Source organism: Beutenbergia cavernae DSM 12333, from assembly GCF_000023105.1.
GTDB lineage: Bacteria > Actinomycetota > Actinomycetes > Actinomycetales > Beutenbergiaceae > Beutenbergia > Beutenbergia cavernae.
In genome coordinates this window covers 3,739,554-3,762,171 of sequence record NC_012669.1, presented here as the reverse complement: position 1 = coordinate 3,762,171, position 22,618 = coordinate 3,739,554, and the positions used below count along the sequence as shown (strand labels likewise).

At 74.0% G+C, this 22,618-nt stretch carries 16 protein-coding genes; 12 read left to right on the top strand and 4 right to left on the bottom strand.

Going from position 1 to position 22,618, the window contains the following annotated elements; all coding sequences use genetic code 11:
• Positions 1 to 15 precede the first annotated feature (15 nt).
• From BCAV_RS17005 to BCAV_RS16960, 10 genes are all read left to right on the top strand, one after another.
• A complete protein-coding gene (locus BCAV_RS17005) occupies positions 16 to 975 on the top strand; it encodes a LytR/AlgR family response regulator transcription factor (RefSeq protein WP_015883856.1) in 960 nt (319 codons plus the stop codon).
• Positions 972 to 1,334: a DUF485 domain-containing protein gene (locus BCAV_RS17000; protein ID WP_015883855.1), complete on the top strand. Its 363-nt coding sequence runs from the start codon at positions 972 to 974 to the stop codon at positions 1,332 to 1,334. The genes BCAV_RS17005 and BCAV_RS17000 overlap by 4 nt, the downstream gene beginning before the upstream one ends.
• Before the next feature lie 45 nt (positions 1,335 to 1,379).
• The gene (locus BCAV_RS16995) at positions 1,380 to 3,140 is read left to right on the top strand and encodes a sodium/solute symporter (protein WP_043347434.1); all 1,761 of its coding nucleotides are present in this window, start codon (positions 1,380 to 1,382) and stop codon (positions 3,138 to 3,140) included.
• Positions 3,141 to 3,331: 191 nt separating this feature from the next.
• Positions 3,332 to 3,691: a DUF485 domain-containing protein gene (locus BCAV_RS16990; protein ID WP_015883853.1), complete on the top strand. Its 360-nt coding sequence runs from the start codon at positions 3,332 to 3,334 to the stop codon at positions 3,689 to 3,691.
• The gene (locus BCAV_RS16985) at positions 3,691 to 5,301 is read left to right on the top strand and encodes a solute symporter family protein (RefSeq protein WP_015883852.1); all 1,611 of its coding nucleotides are present in this window, start codon (positions 3,691 to 3,693) and stop codon (positions 5,299 to 5,301) included. Before BCAV_RS16990 ends, BCAV_RS16985 begins: the two co-directional genes overlap by 1 nt.
• Before the next feature lie 35 nt (positions 5,302 to 5,336).
• The gene (locus BCAV_RS16980; RefSeq protein WP_043347430.1) at positions 5,337 to 6,209 is read left to right on the top strand and encodes an amidohydrolase family protein; all 873 of its coding nucleotides are present in this window, start codon (positions 5,337 to 5,339) and stop codon (positions 6,207 to 6,209) included.
• The gene (locus BCAV_RS16975) at positions 6,206 to 8,302 is read left to right on the top strand and encodes a GMC oxidoreductase (RefSeq protein ID WP_015883850.1); all 2,097 of its coding nucleotides are present in this window, start codon (positions 6,206 to 6,208) and stop codon (positions 8,300 to 8,302) included. Before BCAV_RS16980 ends, BCAV_RS16975 begins: the two co-directional genes overlap by 4 nt.
• 59 nt (positions 8,303 to 8,361) lie before the next feature.
• Positions 8,362 to 9,468: a winged helix DNA-binding domain-containing protein gene (locus BCAV_RS16970; RefSeq protein ID WP_015883849.1), complete on the top strand. Its 1,107-nt coding sequence runs from the start codon at positions 8,362 to 8,364 to the stop codon at positions 9,466 to 9,468.
• A 125-nt stretch (positions 9,469 to 9,593) separates the two neighbouring features.
• Entirely contained in the window at positions 9,594 to 12,212 is a 2,619-nt protein-coding gene (locus tag BCAV_RS16965) for an ATP-binding protein (protein WP_015883848.1), read from the top strand.
• A gap of 94 nt (positions 12,213 to 12,306) precedes the next feature.
• Complete coding sequence (locus BCAV_RS16960; protein ID WP_015883847.1) at positions 12,307 to 12,990, top strand: hypothetical protein; 684 nt, start codon at positions 12,307 to 12,309, stop codon at positions 12,988 to 12,990.
• 39 nt (positions 12,991 to 13,029) lie between these two features.
• Here the strand turns inward: BCAV_RS16960 and BCAV_RS16955 are convergent, their stop codons facing one another.
• The 4 genes from BCAV_RS16955 to BCAV_RS16940 form a co-directional block, all read right to left on the bottom strand.
• A complete protein-coding gene (locus BCAV_RS16955; protein WP_015883846.1) occupies positions 13,030 to 13,926 on the bottom strand; it encodes a sugar phosphate isomerase/epimerase family protein in 897 nt (298 codons plus the stop codon).
• The gene (locus tag BCAV_RS16950) at positions 13,923 to 15,161 is read right to left on the bottom strand and encodes a dihydrodipicolinate synthase family protein (RefSeq protein ID WP_043350337.1); all 1,239 of its coding nucleotides are present in this window, start codon (positions 15,159 to 15,161) and stop codon (positions 13,923 to 13,925) included. Before BCAV_RS16950 ends, BCAV_RS16955 begins: the two co-directional genes overlap by 4 nt.
• Before the next feature lie 26 nt (positions 15,162 to 15,187).
• The gene (locus BCAV_RS16945) at positions 15,188 to 16,351 is read right to left on the bottom strand and encodes a Gfo/Idh/MocA family protein (RefSeq protein WP_015883844.1); all 1,164 of its coding nucleotides are present in this window, start codon (positions 16,349 to 16,351) and stop codon (positions 15,188 to 15,190) included.
• Positions 16,352 to 16,852: 501 nt separating this feature from the next.
• Positions 16,853 to 17,953, bottom strand: a complete 1,101-nt coding sequence (locus BCAV_RS16940; protein WP_015883843.1) for a Gfo/Idh/MocA family protein — start codon at positions 17,951 to 17,953, stop codon at positions 16,853 to 16,855.
• Positions 17,954 to 18,119: 166 nt separating this feature from the next.
• On the opposite strand from BCAV_RS16940, the gene BCAV_RS16935 reads away from it, so the two are divergent.
• Both BCAV_RS16935 and BCAV_RS16930 read left to right on the top strand, forming a co-directional pair.
• On the top strand, positions 18,120 to 20,129 hold the full coding sequence (locus BCAV_RS16935; protein WP_015883842.1) for a DUF6807 family protein: 2,010 nt from the start codon (positions 18,120 to 18,122) through the stop codon (positions 20,127 to 20,129).
• Between the two features lie 173 nt (positions 20,130 to 20,302).
• The gene (locus tag BCAV_RS16930; protein WP_015883841.1) at positions 20,303 to 22,615 is read left to right on the top strand and encodes an Ig-like domain-containing protein; all 2,313 of its coding nucleotides are present in this window, start codon (positions 20,303 to 20,305) and stop codon (positions 22,613 to 22,615) included.
• Positions 22,616 to 22,618 lie beyond the last annotated feature (3 nt).

Sequence of the window (22,618 nt, the reverse complement as noted above, 5' to 3'; positions counted from 1 at the left end):
GCCGGCAGTGCCGACGTGCCGGCCGCGGATCGGCGCCACTCGCTGTCGGAGTCTCGCTCGCTGCCGTCGGTCGCGATCCTCCTGCGCTCGTTCCTCGCTGTCGGAGTCTCGCCGTTCTTCTCGGTCGCGATCCTCCTGCGCTCGTTCCTCGCTGTCGGAGTCTCGCTCGCTAGGCTCGCGAGCATGCTCACGGTCCTCGCCGTCGACGACGAGCCGCCGGCCCTGCGGGAGCTCGCCTACCTGCTCGAGGCGGACGAGCTCGTGGGTCGCGTGCTGACGGCGAGCGACGGCGCGGCGGCGCTCCGCCTGCTGGAGACCCAGGACGTCGACGTCGCGGTCCTCGACATCCGTACGCCCGTCCTGTCCGGTCTGGACCTCGCCCGCGTGCTCGCCCGGTTCGCGCACCCCCCGGCCATCGTGTTCGTCACCGCCTACGACGAGCACGCCGTCGACGCGTTCGACGTCCGCGCCGTCGACTACGTGATGAAGCCGTACCGCCCCGAGCGGCTCGCCGCCGCGGTGCGCCGCGCGGCCGCGGCGGGCGCCGTCGTCGAGCAGGAGGCCGACGGCGAGACGATCGCCGTCGAGCTCGCCGGCGTCACCCGGTTCGTGCGCCGCGGCGACGTCCTGTTCGTCAGCGCGCACGGCGACTACGCCCGGTTGCACACGCCGCAGGGCGAGCATCTCGTGCGCATCCCGCTCAGCACGCTCGCCGAGCGGTGGGTCGACGCCGGCTTCGTGCGCATCCACCGCAGCCATCTGGTGCAGCTCGCGCACGTGCGCGAGCTGCACTCCGACTCCGGGCACTGGTCCGTCGTCGTCGCGGGGCAGACGCTGCCCGTGAGCCGGCGACACGCTCGCGACCTGCGCGAGTCGCTGCTGCGCCGCGGCGACGCCGGAGCGCGGGCGGGAGCGCGCACGGGTCCCGGGAGCGGGCCGCCCGCGTACGCCCCGCGAGGGAGGGAGGCGCGATGAACCAGCGCGTCACGGTGACCGGGCCGCGTCGGCACCCCGCCCGCGCCCGGCGTCGAGCCGCGACCGCCGACATCGACGAGCAGACGCACCTCGGCGACGTGTACATGCGCTCGCTCGTCCGCACGCAGCTCCGGCTCGGGCTGACCGTGGCCGGCGTGACGTTCGGGTTGCTCGCCGCCCTGCCGCTCGTGTTCGCGCTCGCGCCGGAGACCGCGCAGCGGACGGTGCTCGGCATCGGCATGCCGTGGCTGATCCTCGGCGCCGGCGTCTACCCGCTGCTGGTGGGCGTCGCCTGGATCTACGTGCGCCAGGCGGAGCGGGTCGAGAGGGACTTCGCCGAGCTGGTCGACCGCCGGTGAGCCGGTGAGCCAGTGGGTCGGGTGAGCGAGTGAGCGGGTGAGCCCGTGAGCTCAGCCCTCGGCGTGGTCGCCATCGTGGGCACGGCACTGCTCACGCTCCTCGTGGGCGCGTTCGGGCTGCGCGCCTCGCGCACCACGAGCGACTTCTACGTGGCCTCGAGGTCCGTCACACCGTGGTGGAACGCGTCGGCGATCGGCGGCGAGTACCTGTCGGCCGCCTCGTTCCTCGGGATCGCCGGCCTCGTGCTCGCCTACGGCGCCGACATGCTGTGGTTCCCGGTCGGCTACGCGGCGGGCTATCTCCTGCTGCTCGTGCTCGTGGCGGCACCGCTGCGGCGGTCGGGCGCGTACACGCTGCCGGACTTCGCGGAGTCGCGGCTCGAGTCCATCCGGGTTCGCCGCGCGGCGACGCTGCTCGTCGTCGCCATCGGGTGGCTCTACCTCCTGCCCCAGTTGCACGCCGCCGGCCTGACCCTCACCACGGTCACCGGCGCGCCGCACTGGGTGGGCCCGCTCACGGTGGCCGGCGTCGTCCTGGGGTCGGTGGTCATCGGCGGGATGCGCAGCATCACGCTCGTCCAGGCGTTCCAGTACTGGCTCAAGCTCACCGCGATCGCGATCCCCGCGCTCGTGCTCATCGTCGTCTGGCGGGCGGACGGGGCTCCCGACGTCGCCCCCGACGGGCCGGTCCGTGCCGTCGAGCAGACCACCGTGCGCGTGAGCACCCCGGTGCTGCTCGACGTCGCCGACACCACGACGCTGACCGTCGACGGCACGCTCGACGGCGACCCCGTGGCCGGGACCGTCACGCTCGAGCCGGGCACGGTCGAGATCGGCGCCGGGACCACCCTGGTGCTCGAGCCCGGCACGCCCGTCCCGCACGCCGAGCAGCTCCGCCCGCTGGACGGCGAGGCGTGGACGCTGCCGCTGCAGGGGGCCTCCGAGTACCCCCTGTACGCCACGTACTCGCTCATCCTCGCCCTGTTCCTCGGCACGATGGGGCTGCCGCACGTGCTCGTGCGGTTCTACACGAACCCGGACGGCCGGGCGGCGCGGCGCACGACGCTGACCGTCCTCGGGCTCCTCGGCGTCTTCTACCTGTTCCCCACGATCTACGGCGCGCTCGGCCGCCTCTACACCCCGGAGCTCCTGCTCACCGGCCGCACGGAGGCGGTCGTGCTGCTGCTGCCGGGCGCCCTCGTCGACGGTCCCGGGGGTGAGGCGCTCACGGTGCTCGTCACGGCCGGCGCGTTCGCCGCGTTCCTCTCGACGGCGTCCGGGCTCACGGTGAGCGTGGCCGGCGTGATCTCGCAGGACATGCTCGCGGCTCGGGTGCGCTCGCCCGTCACCGCGTTCCGGATCGGGGCCGTGCTCGCGCTCGTCGCACCCGTGTGCGGCGCCCTGCTCGGTCCGACGCTGGGGATCGCCGACGTCGTCGGGCTGGCCTTCGCCGTCGCCGCGTCGTCGTTCTGCCCGCTCCTCGTGCTCGGGATCTGGTGGCGGCGCCTCACCGACGTCGGAGCCCTCGCCGGGCTGGCGGTGGGCGGCGGGGCGTCGTCCGCCGCCGTCCTCGTGACCATCGTGTCCGGAGCCCCACCCGGAGTCGCCGGGGCCCTGCTGGCCCAGCCCGCCGCCTGGTCGGTCCCTCTCGCGTTCGCGACGATGATCGTCGTGTCGCTCGCGACGCCGGGCCGGGTGCCCGTCGGGATGCGTCGCTCGATGGTGCGGCTGCACACCCCGGAGGACGTGCATCTCGACCGCGGCGACTTCGACCCGGAGGCCCGCTTCCGCCGGCAGCGCAGCTGACCGTTCGTCGTACGGGACCGACCGTTCGTCGCGGCTCGTGCGACGTCCGTCGACCGGGTGCCACCGTCCGACGAGAGGGGCCGCGCGCTCCCTCGCACCGAGCACGACGCCGGCCATAGCGTGACGCCGATCACACTCCGCGGCGGGGGTGCTTGCCACCTGGCCCGCCGTCTCGAGCGAGGGAGCCCGATGTGACAACCCCAGCCGACCCGCCTGCGGGCGCGCCACCGATCGCGCTGTCGCCCGAGGAGTACGAACGCGTGCAGGCGTCGCCGGAGTTCCAGGAGCTGCGCCGACGGTTCCGCACCTTCGCCTTCCCGATGACCGGCGCCTTCCTCGCCTGGTACCTGCTCTACGTGCTGCTGTCCACGTACGCCGTCGACTTCATGTCGACGCCCGTGTGGGGAAACGTCAACGTCGGGCTGCTGCTCGGGCTCGGGCAGTTCGTGAGCACGTTCCTCATCACGTGGCTCTACGTGCGCCACGCGAACCGCAGCCTCGATCCGGCGGCTGACCGGATCCGCGACGAGATGGAGAGGGGCGAGATCTGATGGACATCGGCAGCCCGGTCGTCAACATCGCGATCTTCGGCGGCTTCGTCGCACTGACCCTGATCATCGTCATCCGCGCCTCCCGCAACAACCGCACGACAGCCGACTTCTACGCCGGCGGACGGGCGTTCACCGGCCAGCAGAACGGGATAGCGATCGCTGGCGACTACCTCTCAGCGGCGTCGTTCCTCGGCATCGCCGGCGCGATCGCCGTCTACGGCTACGACGGGTTCCTGTACTCGATCGGGTTCCTCGTCGCCTGGCTCGTCGCGCTCCTGCTCGTCGCGGAGCTCCTGCGCAACACCGGCCGGTTCACGATGGCGGACGTCCTGTCGTTCCGCATGCGGCAGCGTCCGGTGCGGATGGCGGCGGCGACGTCGACCCTCGCGGTCTCGTTCTTCTATCTCCTCGCGCAGATGGCCGGGGCGGGCGGCCTCGTGGCGCTGCTGCTGGGCATCACCGATCGCGGAGGGCAGTCGCTGGTGATCGCCGTCGTCGGCGCGATCATGGTCTTCTACGTGCTGGTCGGCGGGATGAAGGGCACGACCTGGGTGCAGATCGTCAAGGCGGTGCTGCTCATCGCGGGGGCCGGCGGCATGACGCTGTGGATCCTCGCGAAGTACGACTTCAACCTGTCGGCCGTGCTCGGTGCCGCCGTCGACGCCGCGGGAGCCGAGGGCGCGCACCTGCTCGAGCCCATGAACCAGTACGGCGCGTCCGCGCTGACGAAGGTCGACTTCATCTCCCTCGCGCTGGCCCTCGTGCTCGGTACCGCCGGGCTGCCGCACGTGCTCATGCGCTTCTACACGGTGCCGTCCGCGAAGGCGGCGCGGAAGTCCGTGACCTGGGCGATCGCGCTCATCGGGCTGTTCTATCTATTCACGCTCGTGCTGGGCTACGGCGCCGGCGCGCTGGTGGGTGCCGACGAGATCCTGGCGGCGCCGGGCGGTGTGAACTCCGCGGCACCGCTGCTCGCCTACGAGCTCGGCGGGACTCTCCTGCTCGGGTTCATCTCCGCCGTCGCGTTCGCGACCATCCTGGCCGTGGTCGCGGGTCTGACGATCACGGCGTCGGCGTCGTTCTCGCACGACGTGTACGCCAACGTGATCAAGAAGGGCGACGTCAGCCCGCAGAAGGAGGTGCGGGTCGCGCGATCGACGGCGCTCGTCGTCGGTGCCGTCGCGATCGTCGGCGGCGTGCTCGCGAACGGGCAGAACATCGCGTTCCTCGTGGCGCTCGCGTTCGCCGTCGCCGCGAGCGCGAATCTCCCGGTGATCCTGTACTCGCTGTTCTGGAAGCGGTTCAACACGCGCGGTGCGGTCTGGGCGATCTACGGCGGCCTCATCACCGCCGTCACGCTCATCGTGTTCTCGCCGGTGGTCTCGGGCAAGCCCGACAATCCCGCCACCGGGCGGAGCGCGTCGATGCTCGACGGCGTGGACTTCCACTGGTTCCCGCTGGACAACCCGGGCATCATCTCGATCCCCGCCGGGTTCTTCTTCGGGTGGCTGGGGGCGCGGCTGTCGAAGGAGTTCAACGCCCCGAAGTACGCGGAGATGGAGGTGCGGTCGCTCACCGGCGCCGGCGCCGAGAAGGCGGTCACGCACTGACGGTCGCGGGCTCCCGGGCTCGGTAGGGTCGGTGCGTGCCGACTGAGCGACGACGCGTCGACGCACACCACCACGTGTGGGACCGTGCGCGCCACCCGCAACACTGGATCGACCCCGGGTCGATGGCGGCGATCGACGCGGACTTCGGCATCTCCGACCTGGCCCCGCTCGCCGCGGCCGAGGGCGTCAGCCGCGCCGTCGTCGTCGAGACGGTCAGCTCCGAGGCCGAGACGCTCGACCTGCTCGCGCTCGCGGCGACCGATCGGCTGATCGCCGGCGTGGTCGGGTGGGTCGATCTCGCCGCCGACGACGTCGCCGCACGGCTCGCCGCGATGCGTCGCTCGCCCGGCGGCGAGGCTCTCGTCGGCGTGCGCCACCAGGTGCAGGGGGAGGACGACCCGGGCTTCCTCGACCGGCCCGAGGTGCGGCGGGGCGTCGCGGCCGTCGCCGACGCGGGTCTCGCGTTCGACGTCGTGATCCGGCACGAGCAGCTGCCGCAGGTCGTGCGCCTCGCGCGCGAGGTGCCCCAGGTCCGGCTCGTGCTCGACCACCTCGGGAAACCCGATCTCGCCGGCGGCGACCTGGCGGCGTGGCGCCGCGACCTGAGCGCGCTCGCCGAGGCGCCGAACGTCGTCGCGAAGGTGTCGGGGCTCGTGACGGAGGCGCGCTGGGACGGATGGTCGACGGCCGACCTGCGCCCCGCCGTCGTCCATGCGCTCGACACGTTCGGACCGGGCCGGCTGGTGTTCGGCTCGGACTGGCCGGTGGTGAACCTCGCGGGCGGGTACGCGCGCTGGGTGCTCGCCTACGACGAGCTGACGGCTGAGCTCACCGAGGACGAGCGCGCCGCGATCGACCGGGCGACGGCGGAGCGGGTCTACCGCCTCGCCGCGGGGGAGACGGCGTGAACGAGCCGAGCGCCGGGGCAGCGCACCGCACGGCGCTCGACGCGATCGCCGACGCCGTCGTCCCCGGCGACGACGCGCACCCGTCCGCCACCCGGTCCGGGAGCGCTGCCTACCTCGCGACGCTGGTGCGCGAGCGCCCCGACTGGTCGCCCCGGATCGATGCGGCGGTCCGCGCGGTGGAGAGCCAGGGCGCCGGCGCCCCTCTCGCGGACCTCGCGGCCGCCGAGCTCACGCCGCTGGTGGACGCCGCCGCGGCGCAGGACGCCGACGCCGCCTGGCTCGTGCGGCTCGTCGCCGCTGGCTACTACGCCGCGGGCGGCGGCGGGATGGCCGCCTCCGACGCCTGGGCGCAGGTCGACTGGGAGCCCGGCCCTCCGGGTGGGTGGCCCGACCCACTGCCGGCGCCGCCGGTCCCGCCCGAGGCGTTCGCCAGCCCGGCCGATCTCGCGCCGCGCTACGACGTCGTCGTGGTCGGGTCGGGTGCGGGAGGCGGCGTCGCGGCGTACGTGCTGGCCGCGGCGGGACGCCGGGTGCTCGTGGTCGAGGCGGGCGAGGCTCCATCCGCGTCCGCGATCGCCCACGACCACCTGCGCAACCCGCGGATCGGCCTCGGGTTCGCCTCGCTCGCGGACCTGCCGTCCGCCGGCCGACCGCGCACGCTCGAGCGCTCCGGCGACGTCATGACGCTCCTGCCGCACGACGCCGGGTGGGGGAACAACGCGTCGACCTTCGGCGGCGGCACGCGCGTGTACGGCGCCCAGGCGTGGCGCTTCTGCCCCGAGGACCTCGCCATGGCCTCGACCTACGGCGTCCCCGACGGCAGCGCGCTCGCCGACTGGCCCCTCACGTACGACGACCTGGAGCCGTACTACACCCGGGTCGAGTGGGAGCTGGGCGTCAGCGGGGTCGCGGGCGACCCGTGGATCCGTGAGCGCTCGCGGCCCTACCCGATGCCGCCGCTGTCGGACACGCGGTCGGCCGCCGTGCTCGCCGCCGGTGCCCGCGCGCTGGGCTGGGGCACGCTCGCCGTCCCGCTGCTGGCCAACTCCGTCCCGTACGCCGGGCGGTCGGCGTGCCTGCGCTGCGCGCAGTGCGTCGGGTTCGCCTGCCCGGTCGAGGCGCGCGCCGGAACCCACAACACGGTGCTGCCCCGGGCGCTCGCCACCGGCCGCACCACGCTGCTGGCCGGGACCGCCGTGGAGCGGCTCGTGACGAACGGTGCCGGCGCCGTCGTCGGCGTCGCGCTCGTGGGTGCTGACGACGACGGCGCCGTCTGGCGTCGCGAGGTGGCGGCGGGTGAGGTGGTCCTCGCCGCCGGGGCGACGGAGACGGCGCGCCTGCTGCTCGCGTCGACGTCCGACGTCGAGCCCGACGGCGTCGGCAACGGCGCCGACCAGGTCGGGCGGCACCTGCAGGGGCACGTGTACGCGGGCGCGCTCGGGGTGTTCGACGACGAGGTCGTGGACCTCGTCGGCCCGGGCCCGGCGATAGCGACGACCGACTTCCGGCACGGCAACGCCGGGTTCGTGGGCGGCGGGATGATCGCGAACGAGTTCGTGCCCACCCCGGCGACGACGTACACGCACCTGGTGGACGCGGGCCTCCTCCCGGCGACGGGGCCGCGCGCCGCGCGCGGGATGCGGGAGCTGTTCCGGCGCGTGCAGCGCGTCGTCGGGCCGGTGCAGGAAGTGACGTCGGCGTCGTCACGCGTGCGCCTCGACCCCGACGTGCGGGACCGCTTCGGCAACGCCGTCGTCCGCCTCGCCGGAACGGTGCACGACGAGGACCGGCGGATGCACGACGAGCTCACCGCCCGCGCCGCGGCGTGGCTCGAGGCGAGCGGCGCCGCCGCCGTCGTGCCGAACCGTCCGATGCGGGCCGGGGGCGGGCCGAGCACCGGGCAGCACCAGGCCGGCACGTGCCGCATGGGCGACGACCCGGCGCGCTCGGTGGTGGACCCGACCGGGCGCGTGTGGGGACACGCGAACGTGCGCGTCGTCGACGCGTCGACGCACGTCACGAACGGCGGCGTGAACCCGGTGCTCACCGTGCTCGCGAACGCGTGGCGCGTCAGCGAGGACATGGCGTCGTGACCCGGAGGCGCACGGTCGGCGGGCCGTGAGATGTCGGTTCTCGCTGGCACAGTAGGCACGTGACGACGCTCGACGCACGCACTCTCAACCGAGCGACGCTCGATCGCCAGTGGCTGCTCGCGCGGCAGGACCGGACGGCGCTGGACGCGATCGCGCACCTCGTGGGCATCCAGGCGCAGGAGCCGCTCGAGCCGTACACCGGGCTCTGGTCGCGCCTCGCAGCGTTCGCCCCCGCGGATCTCGCCGGGCTGCTCGAACGCAAGGAGGCGGCCCGCGCCCTCATGATGCGCCGCACGCTGCACCTCCTCGCGGCCGACGACGTGCGCGGGCTGCGGCCGCTCCACGAGGTGATGCTCCTCGCGCGGGTGCGCGGGACGCTCGGCCCGCGGATGCCCGGCGTCGACCTGGTCGAGCTGGCCGCCGCTGGCGCGGCGCTGTTCGAGCAGGAGCCGTGCATCTCGGGCGACGTGGCACGGGCGCTCGCCGACCGGTGGCCCGAGGTCTCGGTCCGTGATCTCGCGGACGCCCTGTCCAGCGGGGTGCCGCTCGTCCAGGTGCCGCCGCGCGGGGTGTGGGGCGACCCGGCGGCCAGCGGGCGTGCCCGGCTCACGACGTACGACGCGTGGTGGGGGCCGGACCCCACACCCGACGCCCCCGCTGCCGTGGAGCTCGACGACGTCGTCCTGCGCTACCTCCGCGCGTACGGTCCCGCGGCGAGCGCCGACGTCCGTGCGTGGTCCGGACTCACCGGGCTGCCGGCCGTCATCGCGCGGCTGCGGCCGCAGCTGCGCAGCTACCGCGACGAGCGGGGCCGCGAGCTGCTCGACGTCGACGGCCTCGACCTCCCCGATCCGGACACGCCGGCACCGCCTCGCTTCCTGCCCGCGTTCGACAACGCCGTCCTCGGCTACGACGACCGCTCCCGCCTCATCGACGCCTCGCACCGCGGGCTCAGCGTCCTCGGCACGCGGTTCGTGCTCGTCGACGGCCGGGTCGCGGGCTCGTGGACCACCACGACGGACGACGACGGCGCCGTCACCGTGAAGGTGGAACAGCTGCGCCGGTTCTCGCGCACCGAGCGGGACGACGTCGAGGCGGAGGGGTGCGCGCTGGCGACGTTCCTGGGCGACGGCGTCGCGGGCCGGGTGGAGACGGCGCCGGTCTGAGGCCCTGAGCGCGGTGAGCCCCTGATCGCGGAGCCGGGGCGAGCTGGGGGCCGAGCCGGGAAAACCCTGATGACCCAGCGGCCGACGCGCGGAAGGATGGACACCGGACGCCGGGGAGGTCGCGGGTGACCGGAAGCGGTGCGGTGACGGGGCCGCAGCTGCTCGAACGCGAGCGGGAGCTGGCGGTGCTGGCCGCCGTCGTCGATCGCGCGCGCCAAGGCGAGGGAGGCGTCGTCCTCATCACCGGTGAGGCCGGTGTCGGCAAGACCAGCCTCGTCCGCCGGTTCCTCGCGGACGCCGACGGCGTCCGGTCACGTGTCGGTCTCGCCGAGGACCTCGTCGCCGCCCGAACGCTCGGGCCGCTGCGGGAGATGTTCCCGGACGTGCGCGACCTGCACGAACCCGGAGCCGCGCTCGCGGCCGTCGAGGCGGAGGCTCGGGCCGGCCCCGGGCCGCTCGCCCTCGTGGTCGACGACGCCCACCTCGCCGACGCGGCGACGTTCGAGGTTCTCCGGTCGCTCGGTCGCCGGGCCGAGACGCTCCCGCTCGTGCTCGTGCTCGCGTACCGCCCCGACGAGGTCGGTGCGGACCACCCGATGCGCCGGGCGCTCGGCGTCCTGGTCGGGGCGCACGTCCACCGGCTCGAGCTGCACGGGTTGTCCGAAGGTGCCGTGGCGGCTCTCGCGGAACGTTCGGGGCTCGATCCGGCTCGGCTCGCGGGTCTGGGCGGGAACCCGTTCTACCTGACCGAGGTGCTCGCCGCGCCGGACTCGGACCTGCCCGGCGCGGTGCGCGACGCGATCGTCGGGCGCGTGCACGGGCTGCCTGCCCCGACCAGGGACCTCCTCGAGATGCTGGCGCTCGTCCCGCGGGACGCCGACCTCGGCCTGTTCGACGGGCTCGCCGCAGACGTCACCGCCAGCCTGGAGCGGGCCGAGCGGAGCGGGCTCGTGCGCGTCACCGAGGGCCGCGTCGCGTTCCGCCACGACATCGCGCGGCGGGCGCTGGAGGCGTCGCTGCCCCAGAGCCGGCGCGTCCACCTGCACCGCCGCATCCTCGGCGCGTTCGAGGACCGACGCGCCGACCCGGCGGTGCTCCTGCACCACGCCGTCCTGGCGTCGGAGGACGACGCCGTCGCCCGGCACGCGCCCGAGGCGGCCAGGTCCGCCGCCCACGGCGACGCGCACCGCGAGGCGGTGACGATCTGCGGCCTGGCGCTCCGCCGTCCGGACCTGCTCACCCACGCGGAGCAGGCTGAGCTGCACGGCATCGCCGCACGCGCGCTGTACGCCGCGGGCCGCCTGCCCGACGCCGCGCGGAGCGCGAATCGTGCGGTCGCGATCTGGGAACGGCGCGATCCGTCCGATCCCCAGTACGGCGCCGCCCTGCTCACCTCGGCCCGGATGCAGACGATGGTCGCCCGCCCGGACAGCTCTCTGGCGCAGGTGCGGCGTGCGCTCGAGGTGCTCGAGCCCGCCGGCGCGAGCCCTCTGCTCGCGACCGCGCACGAGATGCTCGCGAACCTGCAGTCGATCGCCGGCGACAGCGAGTCGGCGATGGGGAGTGCCGAGCGCGCGCGGGCGATGGCCGTCGACCTCGGGGAACGCCTGATCGCGGCGCGGTCGGACATGCATCTCGGCATCGCCCTGGCCGGGCTGGGGGAGGACGCCGAGGCGCTCAGCACGCTGCGGCGCTCGGTCGAGACGCTGGCGCTGCTCGACGCCCCCGAGCCTTATGCCCGCGCGACGGGCGCCATGGCCGTCACGCTCGTCTGGTGGGGCCGCGTGGCGGAAGCGCTCGAGTGGCTGGACCTGACCGACCGCGTGGCGTCGGAGCACGGGTTCGACCTCCTCCGCCTTCACGGCGTGGCGATCCGGGCGCACGCCCACACGCTCCAGGGCCGGTGGGACGCCGCCGAGGCGGCGCTGCGCCCCCTCCTCCAGGTCGACCTCGGGGCGGCGATCAACCCGCTCCCGCTGGCCTTTCTCGGACGCATCCTGCTGCGCCGCGGCGACGCGGACGGCGACCGGCTCGTGGACGAGGCGTGGCCGCTGGCCCTCGCCACCGGCCAGGTCCGCCGGATCGCGCCCGTCGCGGCGATCCGCACCGAGCGTGCCTGGCTGCGCCGCGATCCGGGTGCCGTGCGCTCGCTCGGCGAGCATGCCCTCGACGTCGCCGCCCAGGGCCACCTCCGGTACCTCGGGGGCGAGGTCCTGCGGTACCTGCGCCGCGCCGGGGACGACGTCGAGGTGTTCCCGGGCTGTCCCGAGGGGTTCGCGGCGGGCATCCGGGGGGACCACGCGGCGTCGGCGGCCGCGTGGGAGGAGGCGGGCAACCCCTACGAGTGCGCGCTCGAGCTCGCCGAGTCGGACGATCCGGCGATCGCGGGCCGCGGCGTGACGATCCTCGATCGGCTCGGCGCCCGGGCGACGGCGGACCGGGTGCGCCAGGATCTCCGGGTCCGGGGTGTCGGGCCGGTCCCCCGCCGCAGTGCGCCCGCCCGCGCGACGACCGCGCTCGGGCTGACGCCGCGGCAGCACGAGATCCTCGGCCTGGTGGCGCGGGGGCTCACCAGCCCTGAGATCGCCGACTGCCTGTACCTGTCGCGTCGCACGGTCGACAACCACGTGGCCGACGTCCTCGCCGCGCTCGGCGTCCCCTCCCGCCGCGACGCGGTGGCGACGTTCCGCCGGCATGAGCAGTCCGCCCGGACGCTGGGTAGTGCCGAGCCCGGATCTGAGTAGTCCCTACGGTGTCGGCCCCTGGCTGCCGATTCCTAGCGTCGTGTCTCCAGCCGGACCCGCTCCAGGGCCCGGCCACACCGAAAGCAGTGGAGACATGGAAACGAGAGTCGGCAAGCACGTGTTCGTCTACGGCACGCAGCGGTACTTCCGGGGCAACGCGCCGGCAGTGACGCTCGGGTCGTGGGGCGAGAAGAAGGATCCCATCGGCGCGAAGGCGTACCTCGCGGCCGAGGGGCGCATCGCTCCCTCGCTCCTGCGGGGTCACGTCCGGCGCATCAACCGGGCGCGCATCGACTGGTCGAGGCAGACCGAGGCGGACTACGAGGCCCAGGGCGAGGTGAAGTACTTCGAGTACGGGGCCACGGCCGCCATGACGGCGGACTACGGCAAGGCGAAGAGCGCGCAGCTCGAGCTGCTGCACTTCGTCGTCGAGGCCTCGCCGCTCAAGCGGATCCTCAACACCGAGGCGGACCACGCCCGCAAGGAGCTGGACAAGGAGGGGAACGACGGGAGGGTCGTCGACGGCGTGTGGGTCGTCGTGTCCGGTCAGATCGCAGAGTCGTTCAGCGCGGCCGGCACGAGCGCGGGGTCGGTCGTCGCGGAGATCGTCGACGGCCTCGGCCTGACGGTGACGTCGACGAAGGGCGGCGGACGCGACGAGGACGCGCTCGTCACCCTCGAACCGAAGACCGTCTTCGCCTATTCGATGCAGAAGGTGCGCAAGTGGAAGAACGGCCTCGTCGAGGACTTCGAGGACGACTTCAAGGGGATGGGCTGAGCCACCCGCTCTCGCCCGTCCGGTGCCGCACCTGACCCGTCACCCTCGGGTCAGGTGCGGTGCCACGTGCGTGGCGTACCGCTCGGCGACGATCCGGGCCACGTCCGCTGCCGGCGTCGCCCACACGTCGGCGTGGAAGATCTCGCACTCGACGTCGCCGTCGTAGCCGGCGTCGGCCACCAGGCGCGTGATCGCCGGGAAGTCGACGTAGCCGTCGCCCGGGTAGCCGCGGGAGAGGAGCGGGTCGGCGGCGAGCGGCAGGTTCCAGTCGCAGACCTGGTACGACGCGATCCGGCGCTCCGCGCCGGCTCTCGCGACCGACGTCTCCAGGGCGGGGTCCCACCACACGTGGTAGGTGTCGACGACGACGCCGACGACGTCCGCCGGGTGCGGCGCGGCGAGGTCCAGGGCCTGGGCGAGCGTCGAGATGACCGCCCGGTCCGCGGCGAACATCGGGTGCAGCGGCTCGAGGGCGAGGCGGACGCCGGCGTCGGCCGCGTGGGGGGCGAGGTCGGCGAGGCGGTCCGCGACGCGGGCGCGGGCGGCGACGACGTCACGGTCGCCGGGTGCGGCGCCCTCGCGCGGCGGGCCACCGGGCTCGCCGCTGGCGGGCAGCCCGCCCACGACCATGACGAGCTCGGTCGTCCCCACCGCTGCCGCGTCGTCGATCGCCCGACGGTTGTCGTCGAGAGCCGCGCGGACGCCGTCGTCGGTCGACGCCGTCAGGAACCCGCCGCGGCACAGGGACGAGACCCGCAGGCCGGCGTCGCGCACGATCCGTGCGGTCGGGGCGACCCCCGCCTCCTCGACGCGGTCGCGCCACAGTCCGACGGCGCCGTACCCGGCGCGCGCTGCGACGTCCACGGCCTCGCCGAGAGTCGCGCGCTTGACCGTCGCCGTGTTGAGGGAGAGGCGCTCGAGGCCCGCTCCGGTCACGGCTCGAGCCCGTTCACGTCGAGGAACGCGTGCATCCTGCTCGCGGCGAGGGCGGGGTCGAGCAGGAGGCCGGCGTCGTCGGCGAGCCGGAACAGCTCGACGAGGTGGACGGCGGACCGGCCCGCGTGCAGGCCGCCGACCAGCTGGAACCCCTGCTGGAAGCCGTTCAGCCAGGACCAGAACGCGATGCCGGTCTTGTAGTAGTACGTCGGCGCCGCGAAGACGTGCCGGCCGAGCGCCTGCGTGGAGTCGAGGATCGTGCGGGCCCGGACGCCGCTGCCCGCGTCGAGGGCCTGCAGCGCCGTGGACGCGGCCGGGAAGATCGCCGCGAAGATGCCCAGCAGGGCGTCCGAGTGGCCCAGCTCGTCGCCGAGGATGAGCTCGGGATAGTTGAAGTCGTCGCCCGTGTACAACCGCACAGGGTGTCCCTGTACGTCGATCGCGGCGAGGCGGCGGCGCAGCGCCACCTCGTGCTCGGCGTCGAGGAGGCTGACCTTGACGCCGTCGATCCGATCGGCATGCGCGCGCACGAGATCGACGAACACGTTCGTCGCTGACGCCACGTCCGTCGCGCCCCAGTAGCCCTCGAGGGCCGGGTCGAACATGGGGCCGAGCCAGTGCAGGATCGCCGGTGCCTCGACGTCCTCGAGCACGGCGTCGTACACCTCGGCGTAGTCCTCGGGATCGCGCGCCGCGGCCGCGAGAGCCCGGGAGGCCATGAGGACGACCTGCGCGCCGGCGTCCTGGACGAGAGCGACCTGCTCGCGGTACGCGGTGACCACGGCGTCCAGCGCCGCTGCGGGGTCGACGCCGGGGGCGTACGTGGCGGGGTCCAGCTGGTCGGTGCCGGCGCCGCACGCGATCTGCGCCCCGCGGCCCCGGGCCTCGGCCGACGAGCGGCGGACGAGCTCGCCGGTGGCGGCCCAGTCCAGGCCCATGCCCCGCTGTGCGGTGTCCATCGCGTCGGCGACGCCGAGCCCGTGGTCCCAGATCCGGTGCCGGAACGCGAGCGTGGCGTCCCAGTCGACGTCGGCGGGCGCCCCCGGCGTGTTGTCGGCGGCCGCGCGCGGCACGACGTGCGCCGCGGCGAAGGCGACCCGCGACGTGAGCGGACGATCCGGCGTCGTCCACGGCCCAGGCACGCGGACCTCGCGATGCTCCCAGCCGCCGTCGGCCGTCGGGAGATCGACGTGGAACCCGCTGCCGGGGAGCTCCGCGGCGGGTGACGGACTCACCTCGCCGCCGGGCGCCGTCGTCGCCGTCACAGCACGATCTCCGGGACGTCGAGCCGCCGGCCCTGCGCGGAGCTCGCGAGGCCCAGCTCGGCGAGCTGCACCCCGCGCGCGGCGGAGAGGAGGTCGTAGCGGTGCGGACGCCCCGCGGCGACGTCGCGCAGGAACTCCTCCCACTGCACGCGGAAGCCGTTGGTGACCTCGGCGTTGTCGGGGACGTCGAGCCACTGCTCGCGGAAGCGCTCCGTGGTGGGGAGGTCCGGGTTCCACACCGGGCGCGGCGTGTGGGCGCGCTGCTGCGCGACGCAGCCGAACAGGCCGGCGACCGCCGAGCCGTGCGTGCCGTCGACCTGGAACTCGACGAGCTCGTCGCGGTGCACGCGCACCGCCCAGGAGGAGTTGATCTGGGCGACGACGTCGTCGCCGTCGGGAGTCGTGAGCTGGAACGTGCCGTACGCGGCGTCGTCGGCGGTGGCGGGGTACGCCTCGCCGCGCTCGTCCCAGCGGGTGGGGATGTGGGTGGCGGTCTGCGCGCTCACGGTGCGGACCCGGCCGACGATGCCCTCCAGCACGTAGTTCCAGTGGCAGAACATGTCGGTGGTGATACCGCCGCCGTCCTCGGCGCGGTAGTTCCAGCTCGGGCGCTGGGCGCTCTGGATCTCCCCCTCGAAGACCCAGTACCCGAACTCGCCCCGCAACGACAGGATGCGGCCGAAGAAGCCCTCGTCCACGAGCCTCCGCAGCTTGACGAGGCCGGGCAGGTAGAGCTTGTCGTGCACGACGCCGATCGTGAGCCCACTCGCCGCGCCCCGCTTCGCGAGGTCGATGGCCTCGTCGAGGCGCTCCGCGGTCGGCTTCTCGGTGTAGATGTGCTTGCCGGCGTCGATCGCCTTCGTGAGCGCCGCGACGCGCTGCGAGGTGACCTGGGAGTCGAAGTAGACGTCGATGCTCGGGTCCGCGAGGACCGCGTCGAGGTCGGTGGACCACTCCTTGACGTCGTGCTGCTCGGCGATCCGGCGGATGCGCTCCTCGTTGCGGCCGACGAGCACCGGTTCGACGGCGAGGCGGGTGCCGTCGGGGAGGTCGAGGCCGCCCGCGTCCCGGATCGGCAGGATCGAGCGGAGCAGGTGCTGGCGGTAGCCCATGCGGCCGGTGATGCCGTTCATGGCGATGCGCAGGGTGCGGGTGGTCATAGGTCGGAGTCTAGGGAATGCGCTTTCCGGCGGTCAAGGGGCCGGTGCGCCAGCTCGGGGTCGGGGTCGCGGCCGGAGTCGGAGCCGCGGTCGGGTTTCGGGTTCGGCGTCGAGGCCCGAACCGCGGTCGGAATCGGAGCCGGGGTCGGGTTCGGGATCGGGTTCGGGTTCGACCGTGTGGTTGGTCCCTCGAACTCGCTGCTCGCGGGACCAACCACACGGTCGGCGTCTGGGGCAGGTCGGCGAAGGGGTCGACGGTGGGGTTGGTCCCTCGGGCTCGAGGTTCAGGGGACCAACCACACGGTCGGGGTCTCGGGGAGGGTCGGCGAGGGGGTCGAGGGTGTGGTTGGTCCCTCGAACTCGCTGCTCGCGGGACCAACCACACGGTCGCGGGCTCGGGGAGGTCAGCGAGGGGTCGACTGTGGGGTTGGTCCCGCGAGCTCGAGGTTCAGGGGACCAACCACACGGTCGGGGTCAGGGGACCGACCACACGGCGCAGGGTCAGCCGACCGGGACCTCGGCGCCAGAAGCCGCCGACGCGTAGCACGCGTCGAGCACGCGAGCCCGCGCCAACGCCTGCGCACCGGTGTGGGCGGCGGCGTCGCCGGAGCGCACCTTCGCCAGGAACTGCGTCACTGACGCAGCGTGCTGCCCGTGCGGTCCGACGGCCGGCTGCAGCTCGGCCGGCACACCGGCCACCTCGGTCCACACGTGCAGCCGCTGGTACGGCTCCTGGGCCGAGCCGCCCCACTCGACGCTGGCGCCGCCGTCGGACCCGTAGAGCGCGACGTAGCACTGGTCGTACGGGATCCACTGCGCCCAGCTCGACTCCAGCAGGAGCGTGCCGCCGCCGTCGAGCCGCAGGAACGCCGTCGCGAGGTCCTCGACCTCGAACGGCACACCCTCCTCGACCGTGCTGATGCCGAACCCGGAGCCGCCGCGCCCGAGCGGACCGAACTCCGCGTGCGTGGACGCGGAGGCGGCGGTCACCGTCGGCTCGCCCATGAGGTGGAGCGCCATGTCGAGCATGTGCACACCGATGTCCATCATCGCGCCGCCGCCCGCGCTGTCGGCACGCGTGAACCAGGTCCCGAGGCCGGGGATGCCCTGCCGGCGCAGCCAGCCGGCCTTGGCGTAGTAGATCTTGCCGAGCACCCCGGACTCGACCACCGAGCGGAGTGCCGCCACGTCCCCGCGCTGCCGGTGGTTGAACGCGATGTCGAGCACGCGTCCGGCGGACTCGGCGGCCGCGACCATGCGCGCCGCCGCCGTCGCGTTCTCCGCCATCGGCTTCTCGCACAGCACGTGGAGGCCGGCCTCGAGCGCGGCGACCGTCATCGGAGAGTGCAGGAACGTGGGCGTCGCGATGCTGACGACGTCGAGGTCCGCCTCGGCGAGCATCTGCTGCCAGTCGGTGAACCGTCCGGCGACGCCGTGCGCGTCACCGATCGAGGCGAGCAGCTCCTCCTCCTTCGCGGCGAGGGCGACGAGCTCGACGCCGGGCGCGGCGGCGTACGCGTTGACGTGCTGCTGTCCGGCCCAGCCGAGGCCGATGACGCCGGCGCGCAGGGGAGGGGACGAGGGCGATGTGGTGGTGGTCATGATCCTTCGAAGGGGCTCGCGACGACTGGTGCCGTGGCGACCCTATCCGTCCGCTGGGGTTCGCCGCGCCGGTGTCCCGTGCCGCGGTCCCGGTCCGGGACGTGCCGCGTCCGGCGATCCCGGAAGGCGCTTACCCTCGGGCCGCGTTCCCCCTAGGGTGGCGACCATGACTTCAGCGCCCAGCACACCGAGCACGCCGAGCATCGCCGTCGTCGGCGCCCGTGGGTACGGCCGCAACCACGCCGTGGCCGTCGCGACGCTCGTCGCCGAGGGTCGCGCGCGGTTCGCCGGCGTCGTCGACCCGGCGCCGACCGACGACGTCCAGGAGATCCCCGCCGGCACGCCACGGTTCGCGACGCTCGAGGACCTGTTCGCGCAGGGGGTCCCCGACGTCGTCACGATCGCCACGCCGATCGACACGCACGCCCCGATCGCGACGGCGGCCCTCACCGCCGGTGCCCACGTGTACCTGGAGAAGCCGCCCACGGCGTCGTTCGCGGAGTTCGAGGCGCTCCGGGACCACGCCGCGGCGTGCGGTCGTGCCGTGCAGGTCGGTTTCCAGGCGCGCGGCAGCCACGGCGTCTCCCTTGTGCGCGAGCTCGTGGCGGACGGCCGGATCGGTGACGTCCGCGGGATCGGCGGCGTCGGCACGTGGGTGCGCACGCAGGCGTACTACGACCGCGCGCCGTGGGCCGGCCACCGCGTGCTCGACGGCCGCATCGTCATGGACGGCGTGACCACGAACCCGCTCGCACACTCCGTCGACATCGCGTTCGCCCTCGACGGATCCTCGCGCGCCGAGGACGTCGCCGCGCTCACCGTCGACCCGTACCGCGCCCACCCGATCGAGACCGACGACACGACCGCCGTCGTCGTCACCACCACCCGTGGGACCCGGCTCGCGCTCGGCCTCACGACGTGCGCTCCCACCCACAGCGACCCCGTCGTGACGGTGCTCGGGACCGCGGGCGAGATCGCGTTCTACTACGGACGGGACGTCGTCGTCGTCACGACGCCGCAGGGTCGCGAGGAGATCGCCGTCGAGCGCGACTCGCTGCTCGAGAACCTGCTCGCGCACGTCGGCACCGGTGCGGAGCTGCTCAACCCGATCGCGAACGCGGGCGCGTTCATGCGGGTGCTCGAGGCGCTGCGCGTCGGGCCGGAGCCGGCCCGCATGCCCGACGAGGTCGTCACCTGGCACGGCTCCGGCCCGGACGCGCACCCGGTCATCGCCGACATCGAGGAGTGGTGCGGCAGGGTCGGTTCCGAGCTCGCGACGTTCGCCGCGCTCGGCGCGCCGTGGGCGCGGTCCGAACGCGTGCTCGCGGAGCTGGAGGACGACGGCGCCCGGCCGGTGGCGAGGTACGTCGCCGGCGACGTGCTCGAGCAGGGCGTGAGCCCGCGCCCGTTCCTCCACCCCGTGTGGACACCGAACGGCGTCGTCACGACCGACGTCGCCCCCTCGGACCACGCGTGGCACCTCGGGGCGGGTGTCGCGGTGCCCGACGTCTCGGCGGGCGTGGGCAGCTCGAACCTGTGGGGAGGCGGCACGTTCCGCCTGGGCGAGGGATACCGCTGGCGTGGCGACAACGGCCGGATGCGCCACGACGCCTTCGACCAGCACGAGGCCAGCGGCGTCGTCGAACGGCTCACGTGGCTGTCCTCGTCCGGTGAGGAGCTGGCGCACGAGTCGCGCACCCTCGCGGTGCGGAGCCTGCCGACGACCCGCGACGACGCCGTGCGGGTGCTCGAGATGGCGTCGCAGGTCGCTCCCGCGGGCGAGCAGCCCCTCGTGCTGGGCAGTCCGGCGAGCAACGGTCGCGACGGCGCCGGGTACGGCGGTCTGTTCTGGCGCGTCGCCGCATGCTCCGACCCCGACGTGCGCACCGCGACGGCGCGGGGCGAGGAGGGCGTGCACGGCTCGCGCGACCCGTGGCTCGCGTGGTCGGCCACGGGGGCGGAGGGGCCGTTCACGCTCGTGTTCGTGCGACGCGAGGGCGACGACCCGTGGTTCGTCCGGGTCGCCGGCTACCCGGGCGTCGGGCTCGCCCTGGCCTGGGATGCGCCGCGCACCGTGCCCGTCGGGTCCAGCAGCCGGCAGGCCTGGGCCGTCGTCGTGGCCGACGGGATCGTCGACGACGACGGCGCTGCCGCCCTGGCGGCGCAGCTCGCCTGAGGTGTCGGGCCCGCCGGCCATCGCTCCGCCCCGGTGTCACTCCCGCCCGGGTGACCGGACGCGGGCCCGCGCCTTCTTGCTGCAAGTTATGACCAGGCCACAATCGCCTTAGGCGTTGACTTCAATACCGTGCACTCGGAATGATGCAAGGACGTCAACGTCAAGGAGGACTCGTGACCAACTTGCAGCAACCGCCGTCATCCGACTCCAGCCTCTCGGTCACCCGCCGCACGTTCTCGATCGGCGCGGCGCTCGGCGTCGGCGCCGCCCTGGCGCCGGTCGGTCTCCAGACAGCCCAGGCGGACGACGCCGTGCGCGTCCCCGCGTTCCCGGGTGCCGAGGGCTGCGGCCGCTGGGTCACGGGGGGTCGCGGCGGGAGCGTGTACGTGGTCACGACGCTCGCCGACTCCGGCCCGGGATCGCTCCGCGACGCCGTCTCTGCCAGCAACAGGACGGTCGTCTTCGCCGTCTCGGGCACGATCGAGCTGGCCTCCCGGCTCGACATCAAGGGTTCGAACGTCACCGTCGCCGGCCAGACGGCGCCCGGTGACGGCATCTGCATCGCCGGCTACCCCACCCGCGTCGCCGGCAGCAACGTCGTCGTCCGCTACCTGCGGTGCCGCATGGGCGACGTCACGGGCGTCGAGGAGGACGCGATGTGGGCGCGCCGCACCCAGGACGTCGTGATCGACCACTGCTCGCTCACCTGGAGCACCGACGAGGCGCTCTCCGTGTACGAGAACGTCAACGTCACGGTGCAGTGGTGCCTCGTCGCGGAGAGCCTGACCATGTCGGTCAACCACAAGGGGCGCCACGGCTACGGCGGCATCTGGGGCGGCGACAACGTCACGTACCACCACAACCTCATCGCCCATCACACGAACCGCAACCCGCGGTTCGCGCCGCGGGCGGACAGCGGCGTGGACGCCCCGCTGCTCGTCGACCACCGCAACAACGTGATCTACAACTGGGGCTTCAACTCCTCCTACGGGGGCGAGAGCTCCGACGGCATCAACATGATCGGCAACTACTACCGGCCCGGCCCGAACACGCTCACCGAGGTGGAGGGGCGCATCGTCGAGCCCGTCATCACCAACCTCGGGGGACCCGGGGACTGGTTCGTCGACGGCAACGTCGTCGAGGGGTTCCCCGACGTCACCGCCGACAACTGGCTCGGCGTGCACGGCGACGTGCCCTACATCCGGCTCGACGCACCCGCCACCCTGTCCGACGGCGTCGAGACCGACGACGCCGCCGTCGCCCTCGATCGGGTGCTCGACGGCGTGGGCGCGATCCTGCCGCGCCGCGACGCCGTCGACGCGCGGATCGTCGCCGACGTGCGTGCCGGCCGGGGACGCCACATCAACTCGCAGTCCGAGGTGGGCGGGTGGCCGGAGCTGCACTCCGCCCCGGCCCTGCTCGACACCGACGGCGACGGGATCCCCGACGAGTGGGAGATCGCCCACGGCCTCGACCCGTTCGACCCGAGCGACGGCTCCGCCGTCGGGGACGATGGCTACACGAACCTCGAGCGGTACCTGAACTCGATCACGGCGATCGGCGCGCCCAACCCGGAGGTGCGGATCGTCTCCCCGGTGCTCGACTCCGTCGTCCGGCTGCGCAGCGCCGACCCCGGGGCGACGACGGCCCTCACGGTGCGGGCCGTCGCGAGAGGGCAGGGCGCCAGGATCGCCGCCGTCGAGGTCCGCGCCGGCGACCGGCTCCTCGGCACGGCATCTGCGCCGCCCTACGCCGTGACCTGGGCCGACGCGCCGGAGGGCACGCACTACGTCACAGCGACGGCGATCGACGCCACGGGATCCGCCACCGGCTCCTCCGCGATCGCCGTGCACGTGGTGCGGGGCACCGACCTCGGCCCGTGGCGCTCGCACGACCTCGGCGGCGTCCCGATCCGCGGTGCCGCGGGCGCCGTCGGCGCGGAGCTCGGGGCGGACGGCACACCCCGGACGATCGCCGTGCGCGGCTCGGGCTCGATCGGCGGCACCGCCGACACCTGTCAGTTCGTGTACCGCGAGCTGGTGGGCGACGGCGAGCTCGTCACGCGCGTGGACTCCTACCGCAAGGCGTACCCGGAGCTGCTCGGCGGCCTGATGATCCGCCGCGGGCTGGGTCCGTCGGCGCCGAGCGCGACGCTCGCGCTCACCTGGGTCGGGAACGGACTCGTCTCCCGTGTGGTGACGCGGGCCACGGAACGCGCCGCCGCCGAGTGGACCCAGTTCCCCGCCAGAGCCGAGGAGTACCCGATCGCGGCGCCGTACTGGCTGCGGCTGCGGCGTACCGGGACGCTCGTCGCCGGGGCGATCTCCGCCGACGGCGTCACGTGGCACGACGTGGGCACGGCCGAGATCGCGCTGGCCGAGAAGGCGTACGTGGGACTGGCCGTCGACGGGCACCAGGAGGCGAACGAGATCCACAACTACGGGGGGCTGACGTTCTCCGAGACCGCGCTCACCGCCGGTGCGTGACGT

What these genes read in the sequence shown, in the direction of transcription:
- BCAV_RS16945 (WP_015883844.1), bottom strand. Translation starts at nt 16,351, where the DNA reads ATGACCACCCGCACCCTGCGCATCGCCATGAACGGCATCACCGGCCGC.
- BCAV_RS16985 (WP_015883852.1), top strand. Translation starts at nt 3,691, where the DNA reads ATGGACATCGGCAGCCCGGTCGTCAACATCGCGATCTTCGGCGGCTTC.
- BCAV_RS17000 (WP_015883855.1), top strand. Translation starts at nt 972, where the DNA reads ATGAACCAGCGCGTCACGGTGACCGGGCCGCGTCGGCACCCCGCCCGC.
- BCAV_RS16935 (WP_015883842.1), top strand. Translation starts at nt 18,120, where the DNA reads ATGACTTCAGCGCCCAGCACACCGAGCACGCCGAGCATCGCCGTCGTC.
- BCAV_RS16960 (WP_015883847.1), top strand. Translation starts at nt 12,307, where the DNA reads ATGGAAACGAGAGTCGGCAAGCACGTGTTCGTCTACGGCACGCAGCGG.
- BCAV_RS16940 (WP_015883843.1), bottom strand. Translation starts at nt 17,953, where the DNA reads ATGACCACCACCACATCGCCCTCGTCCCCTCCCCTGCGCGCCGGCGTC.